Below are 20894 nucleotides of genomic sequence, written 5' to 3'. Positions count from 1 at the left end.
GGTCACGGAGCTGACGCGGCGGCTGCCGGCTTCAGCTGGCGGGTGAGGAACTCGATCTGGTCGCGCACCAGTACTTCGAAGGTCTCGCCGGTGTAGAAGTCGAAGTGGCCGGCGTCGTACCTCTTGATCTCTCCCTTGAGTGCGGTGCGCGCGTAGCGGAGGGTCTGGGCGGGAGGCGTGACGGAGTCGGTGTCGCTGACGCAGAAGAGGATCGGCATGGCGATCTTCTTGGCCGCGCGCCCGGGCCGGTAGGTGAGGATGGTCGGGATGACCCGCGCCGCCACCTCGTTGCGGAACGTCGTTCCCGGAGGCTGGAGCGCCTGGTATCCGGGCAGGGCGTCCGGGGCGTTCATGAGGGCCGACGAGCCGGGGGTGGCGGCGATCGGCACCATCACGGGCGGCTTTCCGCGGCCTCTGGCCGCCAGGTCGCGGGCGACCACGGGGAGGACCTTGAGTGAGGCGACAGGGCCCAGCGCGAGCGCGGAGGCGAGACCGTCGGTGAAGGGGCATTGCGACACTGCCGCGCGCAGTTCGGGGTGGCGGGAGGCGACGGTGATGGCATGGCCGCCGCCGAACGAGCTGCCCCATACGGCGATGCGGGCCCGGTCGACGTCCGTGCGGGCCTTGACGTAGGCGATGGCGGCGTCCCAGTCGGCGAGCTGACGCTTGATCGACAGGAGCTGGCGAGGGTGGCCGCCGCTGTCGCCGAAGTGCCGGTAGGTGAAGGCCACCGCGGCGATGCCGGCCTGCGCGAAGCGCTCGGCGAAGGCGTCCAGGCGCATCTCGCGGACGGCGCCGAGGCCGTGCCCGAGGATGACGACGGGCGCAGACGTGACGCCCGTGGGGAGGTAGAGCCAGCCGGCGCAGTTGCTGTCGCCGGAAGGGAACGTGATGTCGTGACGGGTGAAGGACTGCTGAGTGGTCATCGTCGGTTCACCGCCCGCTCGTCGAGCGACCGCCCGGCACGCTGCCCGAGGCGAGGGCTCGTGCGTAGGTGCCCGGCGTGTAGAGCGGGAGTTCGCCGGTGGCGGCGGTCGTGGCCTGGTAGTCGAGCATCAGCCTCTGGCCTTCCTCTGACATGATCTGGGCGAAGAACTCGGCGCGTTCGACGTGCAGACCGTCCTCCAGTGACATCGAGCCGCCGAAGTACACCGACCTCTTGGCCGCCGCGACCGACCCCTTCGACCGCTTCCCGAAGTGCTCGGCGAGTTCGACCGCCTGCGCGACCACCTTGTCCTGCGCGACGACCTTGTCCACCGCCCCGTTGGCGAGGGCCTCCGCGGGCGTGAACGGCTTGCCTTCGAGGATCGCGGCCAGGGACCGGTGGGTGCCGATCAGGCGGGTCAGCCGCTGGGTGCCGCCACCGCCCGGGATGATGCCGAGGAGGATCTCCGGCTGGCCGATGAAGAATTCCCCCTCGGCCATGACCCGCAGATCGCACGCCCAGGCGAACTCCGCGCCGAGGCCGAGAGCGGAACCGTTGAGGGCGGCGACGTAGAGCACACCGCTGGCGTTCATCCGCAGGAAGGTGGTGTGCAGACGTTCCAGCTGCAGGGCCCCTCGCATCGGGGTCCTGCGCAGCAAAGGCGCGAGGAGACGGGACCGGTCCACGTGCTTCGCCATGCGGACGACGGCCGCGGCACCGCGCCGGCCGACCGTGGGGCTCGCGGCGCCCTCCTCCTGCAGCCACCGGACCGCGGCATGACTGACGAACCGCTTGGGATGCGCCCCGGTGAAGACGACGGCACGGACGTTCGGATCGCGGTCGGCTCGGGCCACCAGCCTGTCCAGCTGCTGGGCGATGTCGAGGCCGAACTCCTGGTGCGGGCCGCCGTCGACCCGGACGATCAGGACGGCCCCGCGATCTTCGATCGTCAGACGGCCTTTGTCTTTGTATGGCATGAGTTCTGCTCCCGTGCTGAGTTCATGGCGATGGGAAAGTGCGTCGGGACGGCCGCGGATGCGTGTGGCAGCGATGAGGTCGGGTTCGCCCGACACGCTGTGCCCGCACAGGCGGCAGGAGACTGGACCAGCGCGTGATGACGTGCCCGAGGGCGGACGCGTGTATCGAAGGCGGCGCGTCACGTGCGATGTGTACTATTGCCGTGAAGAATTACATAACCAAGTTATTTCGTGTATGTCAACGGTGGAGGCGTGCGGGACATGGCAGGGCGGGCGAGGCTCGATGACGCACCGGAGCGACTTGTGCAGGCGGCCGTCGGCTTGCTGGCCGAGCAGGGTCCGTCGGCTCTGAAGGTGCGCGCGGTGGCGTCCGCGAGCGGACTGTCGACGATGGTGGTCTACAGCCACTTCGGTGGGATCCCCGAGCTGATGAGGGCTGTCGCCGACCACGGGTTCAAGGAACTCGGCGCGGCGTTCGGCCGGGTACCGGTGACGGAGGACCCGATCGCGGATCTCTTCGCCATGGCCTTGACCTGCCGTCGGCAGGCCCGGGAGAACCCTCACCTCTATGACCTGATGTTCGGTCTGTCCACTCGGGCGACATACCGGCCGCTGCCGGATACGGACCGTCGCCGGAGCGGGCATTCCCAGGCCTTTCGGGAAGCCCACGCTCATGTCACCGCGGCGTGCGAACGGCTCGTGCGCTCCGGCAGGATCGAGCGTCAGGAACCCGAAGCCATCGCCGCCCAGCTGTGGAGTTACGTGCACGGTTACATCACCCTTGAACTGGCTGAGCACTTCGTCGAGTTCGACGACGCCGTGGCGCAGGTGCTCGTGCCGATGGGTGTGAACTTCACTGTCGGACTCGGTGACGAGCGCGAACATGCCGAAGCCTCCCACGAGGCCGGCGCGCGCCTGTACGACTCGATCGTCCAAGGCCGCTGAGAAGCCGGGCGGTTGGGCGCTGCCCCGGGCGCGGCTAGGACGACCTGGTCTCCGCGGCAGGGGCATCTGCGCCCGGCGTGACCTGGTCCTGCCTCCCCAGCGCCGCGACCTCGCGTTCGAGGGACGGCACCGCCCGGGCCGCGAAGCGCCTCGCCCAGGGCCAGGCCAGCGGTGAATTCAGCGCCGCCTTGGCCCAGTTGGCCACGACGACCGCACGCGGGACATACACGCGGCTGCGTCGGCGCACGAGCCCGTCGACGATCGCGGCGGCCGCCCGGTCGGAGCTCGTGGTGACATTGCCCGGATAGGGGAGTCGCGCGCGCAGGTCCTGGAACGAGGGGAGGTCAGCCTCGGCGCCCCGGACGAGGTCCGTGTCGATCCAGGAGGGGTGCACCACGCCGACCGTGACTCCGAGGTGGGCCACTTCCTGTCGGTAGGTCAGAGCGAGCAACTCGGCCCCGGCCTTGCTCGCGCCGTAGGAGGCCATCGCGGCCAGCGGCATGAACGACAGCGCGGACGCCACGACCAGCACATGGCCACGGCTGCGCTCCAGATGGGGCGTCGCGTCCGGGCCCCTCGGGCGGCGGCCAGGCGGGCCACCTTCTCACCGATGCCGCGTGCCGCTCCGGTAACAACCAGCTTCTTGCCCAGCAAGTCACGTTTCATGGCGGCAACATAACTTCGTTATTGATGGAGCACAAGAGACCGCGCACCGGTCGCTGTTCGGTTCACCTGCTGGGTCTCACGACTGGACGAACCTATGCCGGCCGTCATGAGACGGACATCCTTTGCGCAGTGGCCCTGCTCGATCGCGCGCACCATGGACCTGCTCGGGGACTGGTGGACGCCGCTGGTGCTGCGTGAGGCGTTCTACGGGATCCGGCGGTTCGACGCGTTCCAGGAGTCGCTGGGGATCGCCCGCAACACGCTGACGGACCGGCTGCGCCGGCTGGTGGAGGAGGGACTGCTGGAGAAGCGGCCCTACCAGACGGAGCCGGTCCGCCACGACTACGTGCTCACCGAGAAGGGGCGCGACTTCTATGGCGTGCTGCTGGTGATGAACCGGTGGGGGGACCGCTGGCTCTCCGGCGAAGCGGGCCCGCCGGTGACGATGCGCCACGAGACGTGCGGGCAGGAGACGCATGCCGAGGTGGTGTGCGCCGCCTGCGGCGAGCCCATGACCCTGGACAACACCCACCCCCGGATGGCCCCGGCTACCCACCGCACTTGGCCGAACGGCCGGATGTGCGGGCCCGGTTCACGGGCTGACCGGGCGGCGCCCTGCAAGGCAGGTCACCCTTGACAAGTGGGTCTACCTACGCAACTTTTCTGGTCAGACGCTCATTCGAGCGCTCTTGGCGACAGAGGGGCTGCGGGTTCATGGAGTGGACGGGCGCACGCTATGCGGACAAACCGACGGTTGAGGTCCACACCTGGATCGCCGCACCACCGGCTCAGGTGTGGAGGCTGGTGTCCGACATCGAACTGATGCCGCGCATGAGCTCCGAGCTGCAGTCGGTGGAATGGCTGGACGGCGGCGGGCCTGCTCTGGGGGCCCGGTTCGTCGGCCGGAGCAAGCACGAAGCGTTCGGGGAGTGGGCCACCACGTCCCACATCGTCGAGTGCGAGCCGCCGAAGCGGCTCGCCTGGGCGGTAGAGGATCCGCAATACCCCACGGCGATCTGGCGGTTCACGTTGGAGCCACAGGACGGGGGCACGGTGCTGCGGGAATGGGTGCAGATGGGGCCGCCCCCCTCGGGGCTCTCCTTCGCCATCGAACGCATGCCGGAGAAGGAGCAGAAGATCGTCTTTGTGCGCATGCGGGAGTTCGAGGCCAACATGACCGTCACCCTCGAAGGGGTCAAGAAGCTGGCCGAGAGCCCCCGGACCTCGGGGGAGGCGAGTCTGTGATGCGTACCTCCACCACGATCGAAGCCTCCGGCGGCGACTGGCGGGAGATCGTCGACTACGTCACCGAGGCGGAGAGGCTCGGTCTGGACATCTGCTGGGTGGCGGAGGCATGGGGCTCCGAGGCACCCTCGCCGTTGGGCTATCTCGCCGCGAAGACGGAGCGCATGCTTCTCGGATCGGGAATCATCCAGCTCGGCACCCGCACGCCGATGGCCATCGCGCGCGCCGCGATCACGCTGTCGCAGATCTCTCAGGGGCGCTTCCTCCTCGGCCTTGGCCCCTCCGGACCCCAGGTGATCGAAGGGTTGCACGGCGTGCCTTTCGACCGGCCGCTGTCCCGGATGTGCGAGACCGTCGAGATCGTGCGACAGGCCGCCTCGGGGGAGAAGGTCTCCCACTCCGGCCGTGAATTCCAGATCCCGCTGCCCGGTGGGGAGGCCAGGCCCATGCGCCTGTCCATGCGCGCCGAGCACGATATCCCCGTCTACCTGGCGACCCTCTCGCCGAAGATGCTGCACCTGACCGGCGAGATCGCCGACGGCTGGCTGGGCACCAGTTTCGTACCCGAGGGCGCCAAGAAGGCGTACTTCGACCACCTGGACCGGGGCCTGGCCAACGCCGGTCGTACGCGCGCCGACCTCGACATCTGCCAGGGCGCCGAGGTGGCCTTCGCGGACGACGAGGACGCGCTGTGCGTGATGGTGGCCGGACGCAAGAAGGAGCTGGCCTTCAGCCTCGGCGGCATGGGATCGGCGACCACGAACTACTACAACAACGCCTACAGCCGACAGGGTTGGGCCGAAGTGGCGGCCGAGGTGCGGACCCGCTGGCAGGCCGGGGACCGGGACGGCGCGGCTGGCCTGGTCACCGACGACATGGTGCTGGCGACGACGCTGATCGGAACCGAGGACATGGTGCGCGAGCGGCTGCGCGTGTGGCGCGACGCCGGTGTCGACACCGTCCGTTTCTATCCCGCCGGCGAGAACCTCGACGCCCGGCTTACCACCCTGGGCCGGGCCATCGAGCTGGTCCGCGACATCGAGGACGAGGCGGCACGCTAGCGACAGGCCAGGGCGGCCGACGCGGGTCGCCACACACCGACGCCGTCCGCCAGGCTCCGTTTCAGATCAACCACGGGCGCTGACGCCGTCGGCCGCCAGGCCCGACATCAGCAGGGTGATCGCATGGAACGTCCTGGTCAGGGCCTCCTCCCGGTCCCCTGCGGCGGCGATGATCTGGTTGCCCTCGCACAGACCAGCCAGCAACAGCCGGGCGACAGTGGAGACGGGAACGTCCGGCTGCAGTTCACCGCGCTCGGCCAGCACGGTCAGCAGCCGTTCGATCGGAGGCTGGGCGACGGTGTCGTTGATGTGCCGGTACTGCCCTCCCAGGACCGAGGGCGCCTGAGCCATCAGCTCACGGTGCAGGGGATCGTCGATGGTCCGCCGCAGGAAGGCGTGCGTGAGGTCGGCGGCTGTGGTCATGGCGGGTTGGCCCGGCGGTGCCGCACGGATCGCCTCGGATGTCGTGTCGGCCAGGACACCGACCTGCTCAAGCAGCTCGGTGTAGAGCTCGGCGAACATTGCCTTCTTGTCCGGGAAGTGGCTGTAGAAGGTGCCCTTGCTCACCCGTGCCGCCCCGGTGATGGCTTCGACCGACGTGTTGGCGAACCCGCTGTCCACGAACAGCTTTCGAGCGGCTGTCACCAGGTCCGCCCGGGTCTGTTCCGCATACATCTGTCGTCGGTTTGGCCTTTGCATGCGCACCATCGTATATTCGGTGACCTGGAGTCAGTGAATGACTGACGGTCATTCGATGGTTGTCGTGACAACGCCCTCCGGAAGGCAGGCGGAGCCGTGGAAAAGCGCAGGATCGTGTTGCTGGGTGCGACGGGGTACACCGGGCAGCGCGTGCTCCGGGAACTGCTCGCACGAGGGGAGAAGCCGACCTTGGTCGGGCGGAGTCGGACCAGGATGCTGACCCTGGCCGACCGCTTCCAGGCGGACCTGCCGGTGGCCGAGGTCGACGTCACCTCGACGGCCGACCTGACGCGCCTCGTGGAGCCCGGCGATGTCGTCGTCTCCACGATCGGACCGTTCATGCGGCTCGGAATGCCCGCGGTCACGGCTGCCGCGCGGGCGGGGGCGCACTACTTCGACTCGACGGGGGAGGGGACCTTCGCCCGCCGCGTCCTCCTTGAGCTGGACGCCGTCGCGGCCGGCCGGGGAGCGACTCTCGTGCCCGCGTTCGGCTACGACTGCGTGCCGGGCAACCTCGCCGGCGCGCTCGCCCTGACGCGCGCGGGCGAGCGGGCACGCCACGTGGAGACCGGGTACTTCATCACCCGCGCCGGACACGGCGACGAACTGCGTTACCGCAGCACCCTGCGCGACGCGTACACCCTGACCACGGGAGGCACACGTCAGACGCTGGTCGCTGCCGCGGCCGAGGACGGGTTCGCCTACCGCAGGCCGCGCCCCTGGGCCGGCGCCCGGGTGGTCGACGAGCGCGCCGCCAAGCGGGTACGCACTTTCCACTACGGAGGCATGAAACGTACGACCATGACCGTCCCGGGCACGGAGCATCTCGGACTGCCGGAGGTCTTCCCTCAGTTGGAGAGCGTCGAGGTGGGCCTCGGGTGGCTTGGACGGTGGACCCGCCCGGTGCAGATCGCTGCCACGCTCCAGGCGCCCGTGCTGCGCTCGGCGAAGGTACGGGCCGCGCTGGCGCGGTGGTCCGAGCGGCTCCCGGGATCGCAGCGCGAGCCTGATCCCGACGGCCGTTCCCTGGTGATCGCCGTCGCCCGCGACAGCCACGGCCGCCCCCTGGCCACGACGGCCCTCACCGGACCCGATCCGTACGAGATGACGGGATCCCTCCTGGCGTGGGGCGCCGCCCACGCGGCTCAGCCGGATGCCGTACTCAAGCCCGGTGCGCACGGCCCGGTCGCCGCCTTCGGCCTCGACACTCTCAGGCTCGGTGCCGCCGAGGCCGGAGTACACGAAGTCGACGGGGCGCCGGCCCGCCGTCGATGACGGCTGAGCGGGCATAGATCACCACGCCGCGGCGCTGAAGCTGACGTTCGGGAAGCCGCCGAGACGGTGGACCATACGGCCGCCTCCACCGGTTCCCCGCGCGGCGGGCGGTGGCGGATGCCGCCGCCGGCGGGTTGGTGAACAGATGGTTCGATCGGGAGCGAGTCCGCCCCTCGCGGGGGCCGGCCGCACCAGCGGAAAGGAAGCCGTCCATGGACGAGCAGGGTGAGCGCTTCGACGTCGTCGTACTCGGCGCGGGCCCCGGCGGGTACGTTGCCGCGATCCGGGCCGCACAACTGGGCAAGCGGGTCGCGGTCGTCGAGGAGAAGTACTGGGGAGGCGTCTGTCTGAACGTCGGCTGCATCCCCACCAAGGCCCTGTTGCGCAACGCCGAACTCGCGCACGTCTTCACGCGCGAGGCGAAGACCTTCGGCATCAAGGTCGACGGCGAGGTCTCCTTCGACTACGGCGAGGCGTTCCGCCGCAGCCGGAAGGTCGCGGACGGCCGGGTCAAGGGCGTCCACTACCTGATGAAGAAGAACGAGATCACGGAGATCAGTGGGCGCGGCACGTTCCTCGACCCCCATACGCTCCAGGTCGTGGACTACGACGGCAACACCCGAACCGTCGGTTTCGACCACTGCGTCATCGCCACCGGAGCGACGCCCAAGCTGCTGCCCCTCACCCGCCGCACCTCGCGTGTCGTGACGTTCGAGGAGCAGATCCTCGCCGAGGACCTGCCGCAGTCGATCGTGATCGCGGGAGCCGGCGCCATCGGCGTCGAGTTCGCGTACATCCTGCACAACTACGGTGTGAAGGTCACCATCGTCGAGTTCCTGGACCGGATCGCCCCGCTGGAAGACGCCGAGGTCTCCGCCGAACTCGCCAAGCAGTACCGGAAGTCGGGCATCGCGTCCTCACCTCGACCCGCGTCGAGTCGATCGACGAGTCGGGCGCGCAGGTCCGTGTCACGGTCACCGGCAAGGACGGCGCCCAGCAGGTCCTTCAGGCCGACAAGGTCCTGCAGGCGATCGGTTTCGCGCCGAACGTCACTGGCTACGGCCTGGAGAACACCGGCGTGCGGGTCACCGAATGGGGCGCGATCGACGTCGACGGCCGCTGCCGCACCTCCGTCCCGCACATCTACGCCATCGGTGACGTCACCGCGAAGCTGATGCTCGCGCACGCCGCCGAGGCCATGGGCGTGGTCGCCGCCGAGACGATCGCGGACGCGGAGACCATGGAGCTGGACTACGTGATGATCCCGCGGGCCACCTTCTGTCAGCCTCAGATCGCCAGCTTCGGCTACACCGAGGCACAGGCCAGGGAGAAGGGCTTCGACGTCCAGGTGGCCAAGTTTCCGTTCACCGCGAATGCCAAGGCCCATGGGCTGGGCGATGCGACCGGGTTCGTGAAGCTGATCAGCGACGCCAAGTACGGCGAGCTCCTCGGCGGCCACCTCATCGGCCCCGACGTCACCGAACTCCTCCCCGAGCTGACCCTGGCCCAGCAGTGGGACCTCACGGTCCACGAGGTCGCCCGCAACGTCCACGCCCACCCGACCCTCGGCGAGGCGGTCAAGGAAGCCGTCCACGGCCTCGCCGGCCACATGATCAACATGTAGCGTTATGAGGGCTCGACATTGGTGACGCTCTCGCGGAGGCGTGCTGCCGGCGGCTTTCGAGAACTGCCGGATCGGTGTGTTCCTCGCCTACGCCACCGCCCGCGGACGCACGCTGATCGACCGGCGGTTGTATCTGCCCACCTCCTGGACGGACGACCGCGAGCGCTGCCGACGGTAGGGCGACGTGTCGAAGTCCTTGCGGCGTGAACCGGAGGTCCGGGGTTCAGGATCCGGTGCCGTAGCGGCTGAGCATGAGGGCGACCGCTTCGTCCACGATCGCGGCGTCGGTGGGGTTGGGCGGGACGAAGTCGCTCCGTACGAGTTGGGGCCACAGGAACTGGCTGCAGATCATGCCGAGGAACTGTTCGGCCACTTCGGATGCCGACAGCGGCTGTCCGTCGGCCGAACGGAAGTCGAGTGTGCCCGCCTGTGCTTCGGCCTCCAGGTAGTCGCGGAGCCGGTCGAAGAACGGGCCCCGGTCGATGGCGAAGCCGGTGCCGACGATGTCGGCGAGTTCCGGCATCTGGGGCAGCTCGGTGATGATGAGGCGGCACAGTGCCGCCGTGCCCGGCCGCGCGACCAGGCAGGCGTAGTCGCGGCCGATGTGGTCCAGACCGTACCGGGGGTCGCCGGGCGGTGGCGGCGCGGCGTACTCCACATCCAGCTGCCATTGTTCGGAGGTGACGGCCGCGAACAGCGCGGCCTTGGAGGGGTACCGCTTGAAGAGGGTGCCGGTGGAGACGCGGGCCTCCTTGGCGATCTGGGCGAGGGAGGTCTTGTCGTATCCCCGGGCGAGGAAGAGGTCGCGGGCGGCGCGGATGATGCGGGCGCGGTTCTCCGCTTTGATCTGCGCGTGATACCCGGCCTGGCTCGCTTCGCCACCGGTTTCCGCTCGTTCCGCCACCGCCATGCCCTCGCCCCTCGCCCGTCTCCCGGCCGCGTCCTCGCTGTCAGAGAACGGTCTGGCCGCCGTCCAGGATAAGGTCCTGGCCCACCGCGAAGGCGGAGGCGTCGGAGGCCAGGTACACGACGGCTTCCGCGACCTCCTCCGGCAGACCCATGCGGCCCAGCGGGATGCCGGCGCTGATCCCCTCCAGGACCGCCGCCTGCACCGCGGGGTCCTCGATCCCGAGCTTGGCGTACAGCGGGGTGTCCACCGGGCCGGGGCTGACCGCGTTGAATCGGATGCCGTGCGACTTGAGCAGGTCCGCGTTCCACGAGCGCATCAGGGAGCCGACAGCCGCCTTCGTCGCGGCGTAGGCGTTCGAGTTCCCGTAGCCGCCGTGCGCGCTGTTGGACGCGTTGAGGATGACCGAGGACGGGTTGGCCAGCATCGGCACCAGGGCCTGGGTGAGGAAGAAGACGCTCTTGACGTTGATGTCGAAGAGCCGGTCGTAGCTGTCCTCCGTGTGGTCCTCGAAGGGCCGCCAGTCCGAGACGCCGGCGTTCAGGAACGCCACGTCCAGTTTCCCGAAGTGCTCACCCACCTGCTTGGCCAGGGCGCGCTGCGCATCGAGATCGCGGGCGTCGGCCTGCACGACGGGCACCTTGTCCCCGAGGACCTGCCGGGCCCTGTCGATGCTGGCCGGGGTCACGCCGGTGACCAGCACGTCGGCCCCCTCCGCGAGGAACCGCCGGGCGGTCTCCAGACCGATCCCGCTCGTGCCGCCGGTGATGAGGGCACGCTTGCCCGCAAGACGATTCATGGTGATTGTTCCTTGCCGAATCGAAAGGTAAGTCGGTGGACTCACCACTCGAAGGTAGCTCCCGCACCACCCTTATGGCAAGTCGATCCACTTACCATCGGTGGTCCGGTCGGCGACTGGCTGGGAGGGCTCCTCGTCGAAGAGCGGCAGGATCGCTACGGTCGGTTCCATCGGCCCCTCGGGCCGTAGGCGGGCATACGCGGACGAGGTGAGCCGACGGGGTGCTCCTGCCACGTGGGTGCGTTAAGAGGAGTCAATGACCGCAACCAGTTCCCGCCCGCGAGGGTGGCCCAGGGTTCGGCTGTCTTGGGTTGGATGCCGAGCAGGTCGGTGATGACCATGGGCGGCAGGTCTACGAGGGCGTCCATCATGGCGGTGTTCCGGGCTGCGCGGGCGGGCAGACCGTGGTGTCTCAGGGTGTCGGTGAGGCCGAGGGGGTTGCGCGGGCGTCCAGGGCTGTGACCGGGCAAGAGGTATCTGCACCCGGCCGTGTTGCTGGGGCGCTCCTGCCCGCAACCGCCACCACACGCCGTTCACGACCTGCCGGTCTTCCCGCCAAGACCGCCCACGACCATCCGCACCCGGCAGCAGCGGAGCTATCCGCTCCCACGCCGCATCCGTCGACTCACCCCGACCAACCACAAGATCAGTTATCAGACGCGGCCTGGGTCAGGGAGCACGTCAAGCCCTTTTCGCGCCGCTCTGCTCGCGGACGGCGTCGAACATGGCGGTGAGAGCGGGGCTCTCGGCGAGGCTGCTCAGCAGGGCGTGTAGCGAGTGCCGTTCAGTGGTGTCGAGGTCGGGGAGGATTTCGGTGTCGAGGCCGATGAGTGTGCGGTTGAGGTCGGCCAGGACTTTGCGCCCGTCGTCGGTGATGTTGACGGCGTAGCGGCGTCGGTCCTGCGGATCGCGTGTCCGCTCGGCGTATCCGGCCCGCTCAAGGTCGTCGAGACTCGTCACCATCGTCGCCGGGTCGATGCGCAGGAACGAGCCGAGCGCCAGCTGCGGCATGGCCCCGTTGTCCGCCAGGGCCTGCAAGACGCTGTAGTGGCGCACGCGCAGGCCGGTACCGCTGAGGCCGTCTTCGGCGATCCTGAATGCCACCTGCCCGAGTTTGACCAGCAGGCAGATGGTGTGTTCAGCCACTGTCCCCGGTACGAGCGGAGCCTCGGACATCGTTTACCCCGCCTATGGTTAGCCCTGCGTATCGTCTGGGTCCATCCTACGAGAAGGCCTGAGGTGGCCGGACCGGGGCAGCGATCTCGGCGCGTGGAATCGGGGCACGCAGGGCAGGGGATGCGCGGGGTCGTCAGCCGGTGATGGTCCGGCCGAAGATCTGCCGGGCGATGACCCACTTCTGGATCTCGTTGGTGCCCTCGTATATCTCGCCGATCTTGCTGTCCCGGTAGATCGCCTCGACGGGGCCGGGGCTGCCGTCGGCGCCCAGTTCGCGTGCGAAGCCGAGGCCTCCGAATGCCTGGACGGCGTCGCGTGCCATGTCCACCGACAGCTTGGTGGCGTAGTACTTCGCCATCGCGGCCTCGGGTTCCGGGGACGGGTTGCCGGCGTCCAGGCGAAGGGCCGCCTTGGTGACGAGGGTGCGGGCGTTGTCGATCTCGGTGGCCCGCTCGGCGAGCAGGAACTGCCAGTGCTGGTTGGCGGCCACCGGCTTGCCGAAGGCATGTCGCGTCGACAGGTGGGCCACGGTGTGGTCGAAGGCGGCCTGTGCCATGCCGACCCCGGCGGCCGCGATGCCGATCCGGCCGTAGGTCAGTGTGGACAGTGCGTGGCGCAGTCCGTGTCCCTCGGTGCCGCCGAGGAGGTCGTCGTCGGACAGGTGTACGTCCGAGAAGCGGATGTCCGCGGTGAGCTGGCCGCGGTTGCCCATCTTGCGGTCGGCGAGGCCGACTTGAACGCCCGGAAGCGCTGTGTCGACGATGAACATGCTCAGCCGCTCGCCGGTGCGGGCGAGAACCACCACGAACGCGGCCACGGGCGAGTTGGAGATCCACCGCTTGTGGCCGTTCAGCACCCAGCCGGCCTCGGCGCGCACGGCCTCGGTCCGAACGGCCTGCGGAGACAGATCGCTGGAGGCGTCCGGCTCGGTGGTGGCGAACGCGCCGACCACCGAGCCCTGTGCGACCTTGGGCAGCCAGCGCTGCTGCTGCTCCTCGGTGCCCTGCCGCAGTGCGTTGCCCGCCAGGATGCAGTGCACGTCGAAGACGGCCGCGACGCTGCTGGAGTAGTAGGCCAGTTCCTCGATCGCCGCTGCGGTGGCGGTCGCCGGGTGGGTCAGACCGTCGCCGCCGACCTCGCCGGGGAAGGGGATCCGGAAGACCCCCGCCGATGCGAGCGCGTCGAACACCTGCCGGGGGAAGCCGTCGGTGCGCTCGTCGCCGTTCGCGATCGCCGCGGCGTGCGGAGCCACTTCCTGCTCCGCGATCCGGCGCACGGCGGCGCGGACGGACTGGGTCTCTTCGGGGGCGAGGAGCTCGTGGTAGAGCCGGTCGCTCTGGCGTGCGGGAGTCGAAGTCATGCGCGGACCATATCATTCGCACTGCGTATGATTAGTTCATCAATCGATTTTGGAGGTTCGACCATGACACGAACACTGGCCGACAAGACCGTCCTGATGTCGGGAGGCAGCCGCGGCATCGGGCTCGCCATCGCTCTGCGCGCGGCCCGCGACGGTGCGAACGTGGTGATGCTCGCCAAGACCGCCGTACCGCACCCGAAGCTCGAAGGTACGGTCCATACCGCGGTCGAGGAGATCGAGCGCGCGGGCGGCAAGGGGGTCGCCGTCGTCGGTGACGTCCGCAACGAGGACGACGTACGCACCGCCGTCAACGCCGCGGTCAGTGCCTTCGGCGGCATCGACATCGTGGTGAACAACGCCAGCGCGATCGACCTGTCGTCGTCGGAGCGGCTGGAGATGAAGCGGTACGACCTGATGCAGGACATCAACACGCGTGGCACGTTCCTGCTGAGCAAGGCCGCGATCCCGCACCTGCGTGCGGCGGGCAACCCGCACATCCTCACCCTCTCGCCGCCGCTGAACCTGGCGCCGCACTGGGTGGGCAAGCACCTGGGTTACACGCTGTCGAAGTACGGGATGAGTCTGTGCACCATCGGGCTCGCCGAGGAGCTCGCCGCCGACGGCATCGCCGCCAACTCGCTGTGGCCGCGGACCCTGATCGACACGGCCGCCGTACGCAACGTGGTCGGCGGCGCCGGACAGGCCCGTAGTCCGCGGATCATGGGTGACGCCGCGTACGCCGTCCTCACGCGTGACGCGCGCAAGTGCACCGGCAACCTGTTCATCGACGACGAGGTCCTGTCGGACGAAGGCGTCGCCGACCTCTCCGGGTACAGCCCTGCCGGCTTCGAGGGGGATCTCGCCCTCGACATCTTCGTCGATCCGGCCTGATCCCGCTCCGCTTCGGGTCGTGGGCGGAACTCCCCCTCTCGGACGGCGACGATCCGCGCCCCGGTGCGCAAGGCGTGCGCGACACCCCGCTCACGGCTGCGCTACTCGGTCTGCGCGATCGCAGTCGTGTTGGCGCTGGAGACGCAGCTCAGGATGGCGACGGCCGAGCCGGGGCGCAGGGTTCTGACCGTGCCCGCCGCCCGCGCCGCCGTGATTGCTGCGCTACTTGTGCGGGCATTGCCTGCGCCTGTGGCGTGACCTGCCTGGAGAGGTGGTGGGTGCGTGACCGCTTCAGGGCCGCGCTCGGCAGGGGCGGGAACGGGCGTTGTTCGATTCTCGGGGCCGCCTGGTCCACGTCCGGCGACCGACGCCCGCAATCGCCACTGGTGGTCCAGGCCCGGCGGCGACCGCCAGAACGAAGACCCGGGCCGGACCGGGCGAGCGCGAGCGCACCTGGACGGACCGCGCCCGTCGCGAGCTCCCGGCGCCACCGCGCTCAGTTCACTCGGCGGGCCTCAGGCGAAAGGCGGGGCCGGGGATGCTCTCGATGTCTTCCGGCTGTACGGCGTGGCCCTGGTCGCAGCGGATCTGGGCGTCGACATGCGCGCCGCATCCACGGTGCCGGGACAGCATGGCCGGGCCCTCCGGGTCGGCGCGGTAGCGGTCCCCCCACTGCAGGAGCCCCATCACGGCCGGGACCAGATCCACACCCTTGGGTGTGATCACGTACTTCGGCCGGCTCCGCGAGCCCGGCTCCTTGTAGGTCTCGGTGGCCAGGATCCCTTCCTCCACGAGCATCTTGAGTCGCGCCGCGAGGAGGTTGCGAGGACAGCCGAGGACGCGTTCGAACTCGCTGAAACGGGACGAGCCGTACCAGACCTCGCGCAGGATCAGGATCGTCCACTTCTCGCCCACGACCTCAAGGGTTCGGGCGATCGAGCAGTTCGACGTGTCCCGGTCGAGATGGGGAAACGTGCCGGCGTCGTCCTGCAGGGCTTCGGTCGTTGCGTCCATAGGGGTGATTCTAACCTCCTCTAAGTTTACTTTTCCATACTCAGCTAGTACTGTCATGATCGGCACGTCAACCCGGCCGCAGACGAGAAGCAGGCGCACAGGGGACCCGTCCCAAGAATCACACCGACCACCGAGACACCCACGCAGAAAGGCGGCCGCCATGAAGGCATTCGTCGTCGAGAAGTACGGCAAGGACGGCGCCCGCGCCGCCGACGTGCCCGAGCCCACCGTCGGAGCCCGCGACCTTCTGGTCAGAGTGAGCGCCGCCAGCATCAACCCGCTGGACAAGATGGTCCGCAACGGGGAGTTCAAGCAGCTCCTGAAGTACAAGACCCCGTTCGTGCTCGGCCACGACGTGGCCGGCGTCGTGACACAGGTCGGCTCCGCCGTACACGGCTTCAAGGTCGGTGACCAGGTCTACGCCCGGCCGCGCGACCTTCGCGTCGGGGGCTTCGCGGAGTACATCGCGATCGACGTCGACGATGTCGCGCCCAAGCCCGCCTCCCTCACCCTCCAAGAGGCAGCCGCGGTGCCGCTGGTGGCCCTGGCCGCCTGGCAGGTCCTCGTCGAGCGCGCGCATGTGAAGCCGGGGCAGAAGGTGCTCGTCCACGCCGGTGCCGGCGGCCTCGGTTCGACGGTCATCCAGCTCGCCAAGCACCTCGGTGCCACGGTGGCGACGACCACGAACACCGCGACCGAGGAACTGGTCAGGAGCCTCGGCGCCGACGTCGTCGTCGACTACACCAGGGAGGACTTCTCAAAGGTGCTCTCGGACTACGACCTGGTGTTGGACTCCGTGGGCGGGGCGAACCTCGAGAAGTCGCTGACGGTGCTGAAGCCCGGCGGCCTGGCCATCAGTGTCGTCGGCCCGCCGGACGCCGTATTCGCTAAGCAGCTCGGCGCCCCCGCCGTCATGGGCCTGGTCATGAGCGCCCTCAGCCGCAAGATCCGCAAGCGGGCCAGGGCGCTGGGCGTGCGCTACGAGTTCTTCTTCATGGAGGCCAACGGCTCCCAGCTGCGCAAACTCGGCGCCCTCTACGACAGCGGGAAGCTCCGCCCGGTCATCGACAGCACCTTCCCCTTCGACCAGACGCTCGAGGCGATGGCGTACGTCGAGCAGGGCCGCACCAAGGCCGGCAAGGTCGTGGTCTCGATGGTGCCCGACGGCGAGTGAAACCGTGCGGGCCGATCCGGTGGCCGTTCACCCATGCGGGGACGGGCGGCTGATCGTCACGCGAAGGCCGGAGGGGGCTGGTAGCCCTGGACTTCCCGGCCCAGGAGCTCGGCGAACTTGATGGTGGTGAGGTCGCCGCCGCTCGGCCCCATCGCCTGCAGCCCGACGGGCAGACCCTCCCGGCCCGTTCGGACGGGGATGGTCGTCGCCGGAGAGCCGGCCACATTGGCGATGGCGCTCCACTTGACCTGATCCCAATAGGAACGGGAATGCCCGTCCACCTGGATCCGACGCCCGAACCTGTCGATCGGCTTGGTGTGATGAGGCGGCGCCGTGGTCGGAGTCACCGGCATGAGCAGGATGTCGAACTCACGGAAGAACTCGGCCCACCGGTGCCGGAGTTCATGGCGTGCAACGTCCGCTTGCAGCCAGCTGTAGTGGGATTGGAAGGTTCCTCTCACTGCGTCCAGCACCTCTCCACGAGGGTGTTGGACAAGACGCGCGAGGGTCGCGGCGTTGGAGGCCGCTGTCAGTCCGGACCGGTCGTAGGTGAAGGCGCCGAAGAGCAGGCGCTGGAACAGGGCATGACTGGTCGTCATGTCGACGGGCAGGCTGGTGGGCTGTACTTCGACCTTCGTGCCCGCCGCTTTCAGGGCGCTCAAGGCGTCGTCCACCGCGGCAACGACATCGTGGTCTATCGGGCATGACGCGTCCTCGGTCTACACCGCCACTCGGAAGGCGCCGAGTTCGTTCGCTCGTGGTGGTGCGAGGGTGTAGCTGAAGCCACCGTCGCGCTCCGGCGGTCCTACCGTCGCGTGGAGGATGGGGACCAGGTCGCGCGCGTCGCGCACTTGGGCGCCGGCGCAAGCGAGGTCGATCTCCGCCCACCGTCCGACACCTGGTCCGCCCGGGACGTGTCCGATGAGGGGGATGGACCGCCAGGTCGCCTTGTGTCCGTAGAGACCGTTGAAGTGTGCCGGAATCCGGGTGGATCCGCCGATTTCCGAGCCGAAGTCGAAAGCCGTGAGTCCGGCGGCTGTTGCCACTGCTCCACCGCCTGCGGAACCTCCGGACGTGCGGGCGGTGTTCCAGGGGTTCGGCGTCGGCCCGAACACGGGGTTGTCCGCTTGGACGTCCTGGTTTCCGGCGGGCAGATTGGTCTTGCCGATGATCACTGCACCTGCGGCCCGCAAGCGTTGTACCGCCTCTGCGTCCTGCTCGGGTACGTAGTCCTTGAGGTGGGTGCGACCGCAGACCGTCCGTAGGCCGGCGGTCTCGTAGCTGTCCTTCAGTGTGATCGGGAGACCGTGGAGCGCGCCGAGTTCCGCCCCGGCCGCCCGTTTCGCGTCGGCTGCCCTGGCATCGAACTGCGCCCGCTCGACGTCCAGCGTGACAACCGCGTTCAGCGTTTCGTGTGCACGCCAATGCGTCGCAAGTAGGTTTCGAGCAGTTCCTCACTCGAAACCTGCCCTGACGCCAGCGCATCCAGTTGGTCCGTGGCCGGCTGGAAGGGGAGGTCACGCACGGAGAGCCTCGTTTCTGTGTGCGCTGATCGGCGAACCCGCAGTTGAGCGACCGTGGCTGGTCGGTCGTCGCAGCGGGAGGGCCTTGGCGGTGTCGCCGTGAGGTGCTGACACGTGCGCCTGGAGAGTTCCGGATCGGACAGCGGTGGGCGCAGTTGCCAGAGCTGACGGCGGCCATGCGCAGCGCCCGTAGCTCTTGGGTCTCGGTGCGCAGGCGCTTGCCACGCGCGAACACATCGTGGGTGAGAGAGACGGCGGCAGCGAAGGTCACGCTGGTCATGGCCGTGAGCACCGTGAGGAACACGACACATGCCAAGACGGTGATGAGCGCGATGCGTCCCGTCGAACCGTCTTGGAGCACCTCAGAGGCCAGCTGGATCGGGGACGGCTGCCCTGTGGCATCGACCGCGCCGAGACCGGAGGCGCCCACCAAGGCCGCTGCTGCGAAGCCGGTGGTGATCAGCAGGAGAATGAACGCGCCGACCAGTCCTGTGGCGACGCTCGTGGACCGCCGTGCCGTGCGGCCGGTTCGGGATGCGCTGACCCGCAGGATCTGGTGAGGCATCACGGCCGTGCCGAGGATGAAGACCATGTGATTGCCGAATGTGTTGAGTGAGCCGAAACTCGCCGTGTACGGCCAGAACCCCGGCTCCAGATATTCGTCCGGCGCCGTGCTGTTGTCCACCGCGGCCGAGAACAGAGACCCAGGGGCCCAGTCGAACTTCCTGAGGGCCAGCAGTGTGAGTACCGCGAGTGCCGTCAGGGTCAGCGGGACCTTGGCGACGTGCATGAAACTGTTGCCGCGAAGGCCCGCTACCGCGGCGAAGCAGGCGACGAGGCAGCCCATCAGGATCGTGTACACGAGTTGCCCCCCGTCGGTCGTCATACCGACCAGGAGGGCCGTACTGGTTCCGGCGACGCGCAGTTGGATCACGATGAGGGGGATCGTGATGGCCAGCGTCACCGCCGCCGCGGCGAGGCGGGGGCCCGGTCCTGACGCCCGCAATGCGTAGAGGTCACCGAGCGTGTAGCGACCGCTGGTACGTATCTTCTGGGCGAGAAGCAGCAGTACGCCGAGCATGATCAGGCCGTCGAGGGCGTACGTGAACCCGTCGTAACCGAACAGCGCGACACCGCCGGACACCGTCAGCAGGGTGACGACCGAGATCTGCTCACCGGCCAGGGCGAATCCGTTGATGACCGGGGAGAGCGACCGGTTGGCGACATAAAGCCTCTCCGGATTCTCCTCCTCCGCCGTGGCGAGAGTGAAGAGCCACAACAGGAACCCTCCGATGAAGATGAGGAAGGCCATGATCACGGGGCGTCTCGCGTCCGAACCGATGGGGTCGAGTACGCCCGAGCTCAGGATGTCCAGAGTCACCGCGTCACCACCGGGAACCGTTGGCGGAGGCGACATCGGATACGTCGGTGGGGGGTGCGTCGGAGGTCAGAGCCTGTTCGAGGGGATCGGTCGACCGGGAGCTTCGTATCTCGTACAACCAGGCAGTGGCGATGAACAGGGCGCATTGCAGAACGCCCCACATCAGGCCCAGGGTGAGTTTGCCGTACACCTGCACCGCGGGGACGTCCGTGAAGCAGGACAGTGTGATGCCGACGGCGAAGGGGATCCCGTTGACGACAAGGAAGTCGCGCTGCAGGCGATGCGCGGTCTCGCGGAGTCTGTTCAGGTGGTGTGACGGTCCGTCATGGTGCGACGGGAGCGGGGCCGACGGGCGGCCAGGGGGGTTGGGGAGAAAAGCGAGTGCACGGAACCTCCGGGCATTGAGGGTGGGTGACGGCGCAGCGCGCAGCGTCCGGTGCCGGCAGGCGGGTCCGGCCGGTCACGGGATGGCGATGGTGGGCAAGGGCCAACGGGTGTGGCGCCCGGGGGAGCACGGCACACAGCACATGGGGCTGTTCGCATCTGCTGCCACTCGATGCACAGGGTGCTGCGTCGGGGGCTTGGCGGATCAACGCGGACGACGAGCTGGGCACGGACCGTGAGGTTCCAGCCGGACCTCGCGGAAGCGTGCAGGTAGCTGCAAGCCGCTGTTGTCGTGATGCGCCGTGTTGTGATCAGGAGAATCACGGACTCTGTGATGGCCTGTCAACAGCCTGTGAGACGTGTGCGACATGTCACTGCGTGCCAACGGGCCTCCCAGGGTGCGCCCCTGAGCGCCCTTGCCACACGAGTGGGGGCGGCTCACGCCACGGCGACCGGCGCCGGCAATGCCTCGGTGCGCGGGGGAACCCTTCGCCCTACGGGCTCGACCGAACTGTCCCTTCTGCGGCCCGTGCGAAGGCTGCTCGCCTGCTGGTGCAAAGAGTTGGCGCGCGGCGTGCGACGGGATTCGCCGGTCAGGCGTGCCTGGAGATGCGTCCGTTCACTGCCCCGAGGTTTGGTGTCCGACGTCCAACTGAGGTTCCCCCGGCGTGCGGGAGGTGCTGATCAGCTGGTCAGACACCCCATGTCGTTTGGTGTCAAGCGGCATGGAGGTGGGCGTGGTGTGACCAGGCGGTCGCTTCGTCGTAGAGGGTGCGGGTCTTGAGGCATCCGTGGAGGATGCCGACGAGGCGGTTGCCGACCTGTCGGAGAGCGGGGTTGTAGCCGGCCTCGCGGGCGCGCTGCTTGT

General features: G+C 68.7%; 17 protein-coding genes and 6 pseudogenes. 9 read left to right on the top strand and 14 right to left on the bottom strand.

Annotated features, from left to right (window positions below; all coding sequences use genetic code 11):
• Nucleotides 1-2: 2 nt before the first annotated feature.
• The gene (locus tag ACIBK0_RS27050) at nt 3-926 is read right to left on the bottom strand and encodes an alpha/beta hydrolase (protein WP_399085145.1); all 924 of its coding nucleotides are present in this window, start codon (nt 924-926) and stop codon (nt 3-5) included.
• 7 nt (nt 927-933) lie between these two features.
• Nucleotides 934-1902 (bottom strand): enoyl-CoA hydratase/isomerase family protein, encoded by a 969-nt coding sequence (locus ACIBK0_RS27045; protein ID WP_095851138.1) that lies wholly within the window; start codon nt 1900-1902, stop codon nt 934-936.
• A gap of 261 nt (nt 1903-2163) precedes the next feature.
• Here ACIBK0_RS27045 and ACIBK0_RS27040 point away from each other — a divergent pair, with 261 nt between their 5' ends.
• A complete protein-coding gene (locus ACIBK0_RS27040) occupies nt 2164-2847 on the top strand; it encodes a TetR/AcrR family transcriptional regulator (RefSeq protein ID WP_399085739.1) in 684 nt (227 codons plus the stop codon).
• 34 nt (nt 2848-2881) lie between these two features.
• Here ACIBK0_RS27040 and ACIBK0_RS27035 read toward each other — a convergent pair whose 3' ends face one another.
• The gene (locus ACIBK0_RS27035; protein ID WP_399085142.1) at nt 2882-3370 is read right to left on the bottom strand and encodes an SDR family NAD(P)-dependent oxidoreductase; all 489 of its coding nucleotides are present in this window, start codon (nt 3368-3370) and stop codon (nt 2882-2884) included.
• Between the two features lie 249 nt (nt 3371-3619).
• Here ACIBK0_RS27035 and ACIBK0_RS27030 point away from each other — a divergent pair, with 249 nt between their 5' ends.
• The 3 genes from ACIBK0_RS27030 to ACIBK0_RS27020 all read left to right on the top strand — a co-directional run bounded on the left by ACIBK0_RS27030 (nt 3620) and on the right by ACIBK0_RS27020 (nt 5819).
• The gene (locus ACIBK0_RS27030) at nt 3620-4150 is read left to right on the top strand and encodes a winged helix-turn-helix transcriptional regulator (RefSeq protein WP_399085139.1); all 531 of its coding nucleotides are present in this window, start codon (nt 3620-3622) and stop codon (nt 4148-4150) included.
• Nucleotides 4151-4227: 77 nt separating this feature from the next.
• Nucleotides 4228-4758: an SRPBCC family protein gene (locus tag ACIBK0_RS27025; protein WP_399085136.1), complete on the top strand. Its 531-nt coding sequence runs from the start codon at nt 4228-4230 to the stop codon at nt 4756-4758.
• Nucleotides 4758-5819, top strand: coding sequence for an LLM class flavin-dependent oxidoreductase (locus ACIBK0_RS27020; protein ID WP_399085133.1), 1062 nt, complete (start codon nt 4758-4760; stop codon nt 5817-5819). The genes ACIBK0_RS27025 and ACIBK0_RS27020 overlap by 1 nt, the downstream gene beginning before the upstream one ends.
• Nucleotides 5820-5885: 66 nt before the next feature.
• Here ACIBK0_RS27020 and ACIBK0_RS27015 read toward each other — a convergent pair whose 3' ends face one another.
• Nucleotides 5886-6518 carry a TetR/AcrR family transcriptional regulator gene (locus ACIBK0_RS27015; protein ID WP_399085130.1) on the bottom strand — a complete coding sequence of 211 codons (633 nt, stop codon included), beginning with the start codon at nt 6516-6518 and terminating at the stop codon, nt 5886-5888.
• Nucleotides 6519-6614: 96 nt separating this feature from the next.
• Between ACIBK0_RS27015 and ACIBK0_RS27010 the strand changes: the two genes are divergently transcribed.
• The 3 genes and pseudogenes from ACIBK0_RS27010 to ACIBK0_RS27000 all read left to right on the top strand — a co-directional run.
• Nucleotides 6615-7793 (top strand): saccharopine dehydrogenase NADP-binding domain-containing protein, encoded by a 1179-nt coding sequence (locus ACIBK0_RS27010; protein ID WP_399085127.1) that lies wholly within the window; start codon nt 6615-6617, stop codon nt 7791-7793.
• Nucleotides 7794-8005: 212 nt separating this feature from the next.
• Nucleotides 8006-9417 (top strand): annotated as a pseudogene (gene lpdA / locus ACIBK0_RS27005) (dihydrolipoyl dehydrogenase).
• 58 nt (nt 9418-9475) lie between these two features.
• Nucleotides 9476-9592 (top strand): annotated as a pseudogene (locus ACIBK0_RS27000) (IS701 family transposase); the annotation flags it as partial.
• 48 nt (nt 9593-9640) lie between these two features.
• Here the strand turns inward: ACIBK0_RS27000 and ACIBK0_RS26995 are convergent.
• From ACIBK0_RS26995 to ACIBK0_RS26975, 5 genes and pseudogenes are all read right to left on the bottom strand, one after another.
• Nucleotides 9641-10327, bottom strand: a complete 687-nt coding sequence (locus ACIBK0_RS26995; RefSeq protein WP_399085124.1) for a TetR/AcrR family transcriptional regulator — start codon at nt 10325-10327, stop codon at nt 9641-9643.
• Between the two features lie 40 nt (nt 10328-10367).
• On the bottom strand, nt 10368-11123 hold the full coding sequence (locus ACIBK0_RS26990) for an SDR family oxidoreductase (RefSeq protein ID WP_399085121.1): 756 nt from the start codon (nt 11121-11123) through the stop codon (nt 10368-10370).
• Nucleotides 11124-11624: 501 nt separating this feature from the next.
• A pseudogene (locus tag ACIBK0_RS26985) lies at nt 11625-11765 on the bottom strand (transposase); the annotation flags it as partial.
• A 39-nt stretch (nt 11766-11804) separates the two neighbouring features.
• Nucleotides 11805-12227, bottom strand: coding sequence for a MarR family winged helix-turn-helix transcriptional regulator (locus ACIBK0_RS26980; protein WP_399085118.1), 423 nt, complete (start codon nt 12225-12227; stop codon nt 11805-11807).
• 205 nt (nt 12228-12432) lie between these two features.
• Entirely contained in the window at nt 12433-13659 is a 1227-nt protein-coding gene (locus tag ACIBK0_RS26975) for an acyl-CoA dehydrogenase family protein (protein ID WP_399085114.1), read from the bottom strand.
• 63 nt (nt 13660-13722) lie between these two features.
• On the opposite strand from ACIBK0_RS26975, the gene ACIBK0_RS26970 reads away from it, so the two are divergent.
• Nucleotides 13723-14550 (top strand): SDR family oxidoreductase, encoded by an 828-nt coding sequence (locus ACIBK0_RS26970; RefSeq protein WP_399085112.1) that lies wholly within the window; start codon nt 13723-13725, stop codon nt 14548-14550.
• 501 nt (nt 14551-15051) lie between these two features.
• Here ACIBK0_RS26970 and ACIBK0_RS26965 read toward each other — a convergent pair.
• A complete protein-coding gene (locus ACIBK0_RS26965; protein WP_097256920.1) occupies nt 15052-15564 on the bottom strand; it encodes a helix-turn-helix domain-containing protein in 513 nt (170 codons plus the stop codon).
• Nucleotides 15565-15724: 160 nt separating this feature from the next.
• On the opposite strand from ACIBK0_RS26965, the gene ACIBK0_RS26960 reads away from it, so the two are divergent.
• Nucleotides 15725-16738, top strand: coding sequence for an NADP-dependent oxidoreductase (locus ACIBK0_RS26960; protein WP_399085109.1), 1014 nt, complete (start codon nt 15725-15727; stop codon nt 16736-16738).
• A gap of 56 nt (nt 16739-16794) precedes the next feature.
• Here ACIBK0_RS26960 and ACIBK0_RS26955 read toward each other — a convergent pair.
• From ACIBK0_RS26955 to ACIBK0_RS26940, 4 genes and pseudogenes are all read right to left on the bottom strand, one after another.
• Nucleotides 16795-18168, bottom strand: a pseudogene (locus tag ACIBK0_RS26955) (amidase); the annotation flags it as partial.
• 277 nt (nt 18169-18445) lie between these two features.
• Nucleotides 18446-19573 (bottom strand): annotated as a pseudogene (locus ACIBK0_RS26950) (transporter); the annotation flags it as partial.
• 73 nt (nt 19574-19646) lie between these two features.
• Nucleotides 19647-19889 carry a DUF485 domain-containing protein gene (locus ACIBK0_RS26945; protein ID WP_399085736.1) on the bottom strand — a complete coding sequence of 81 codons (243 nt, stop codon included), beginning with the start codon at nt 19887-19889 and terminating at the stop codon, nt 19647-19649.
• Between the two features lie 853 nt (nt 19890-20742).
• Nucleotides 20743-20894, bottom strand: a pseudogene (locus ACIBK0_RS26940) (IS110 family transposase); the annotation flags it as partial.

The organism is Streptomyces sp. NPDC050564 (assembly GCF_044457265.1).
In the GTDB taxonomy this organism is placed as follows: domain Bacteria; phylum Actinomycetota; class Actinomycetes; order Streptomycetales; family Streptomycetaceae; genus Streptomyces.
This window is presented reverse-complemented; position numbering and strand designations above follow the sequence as displayed.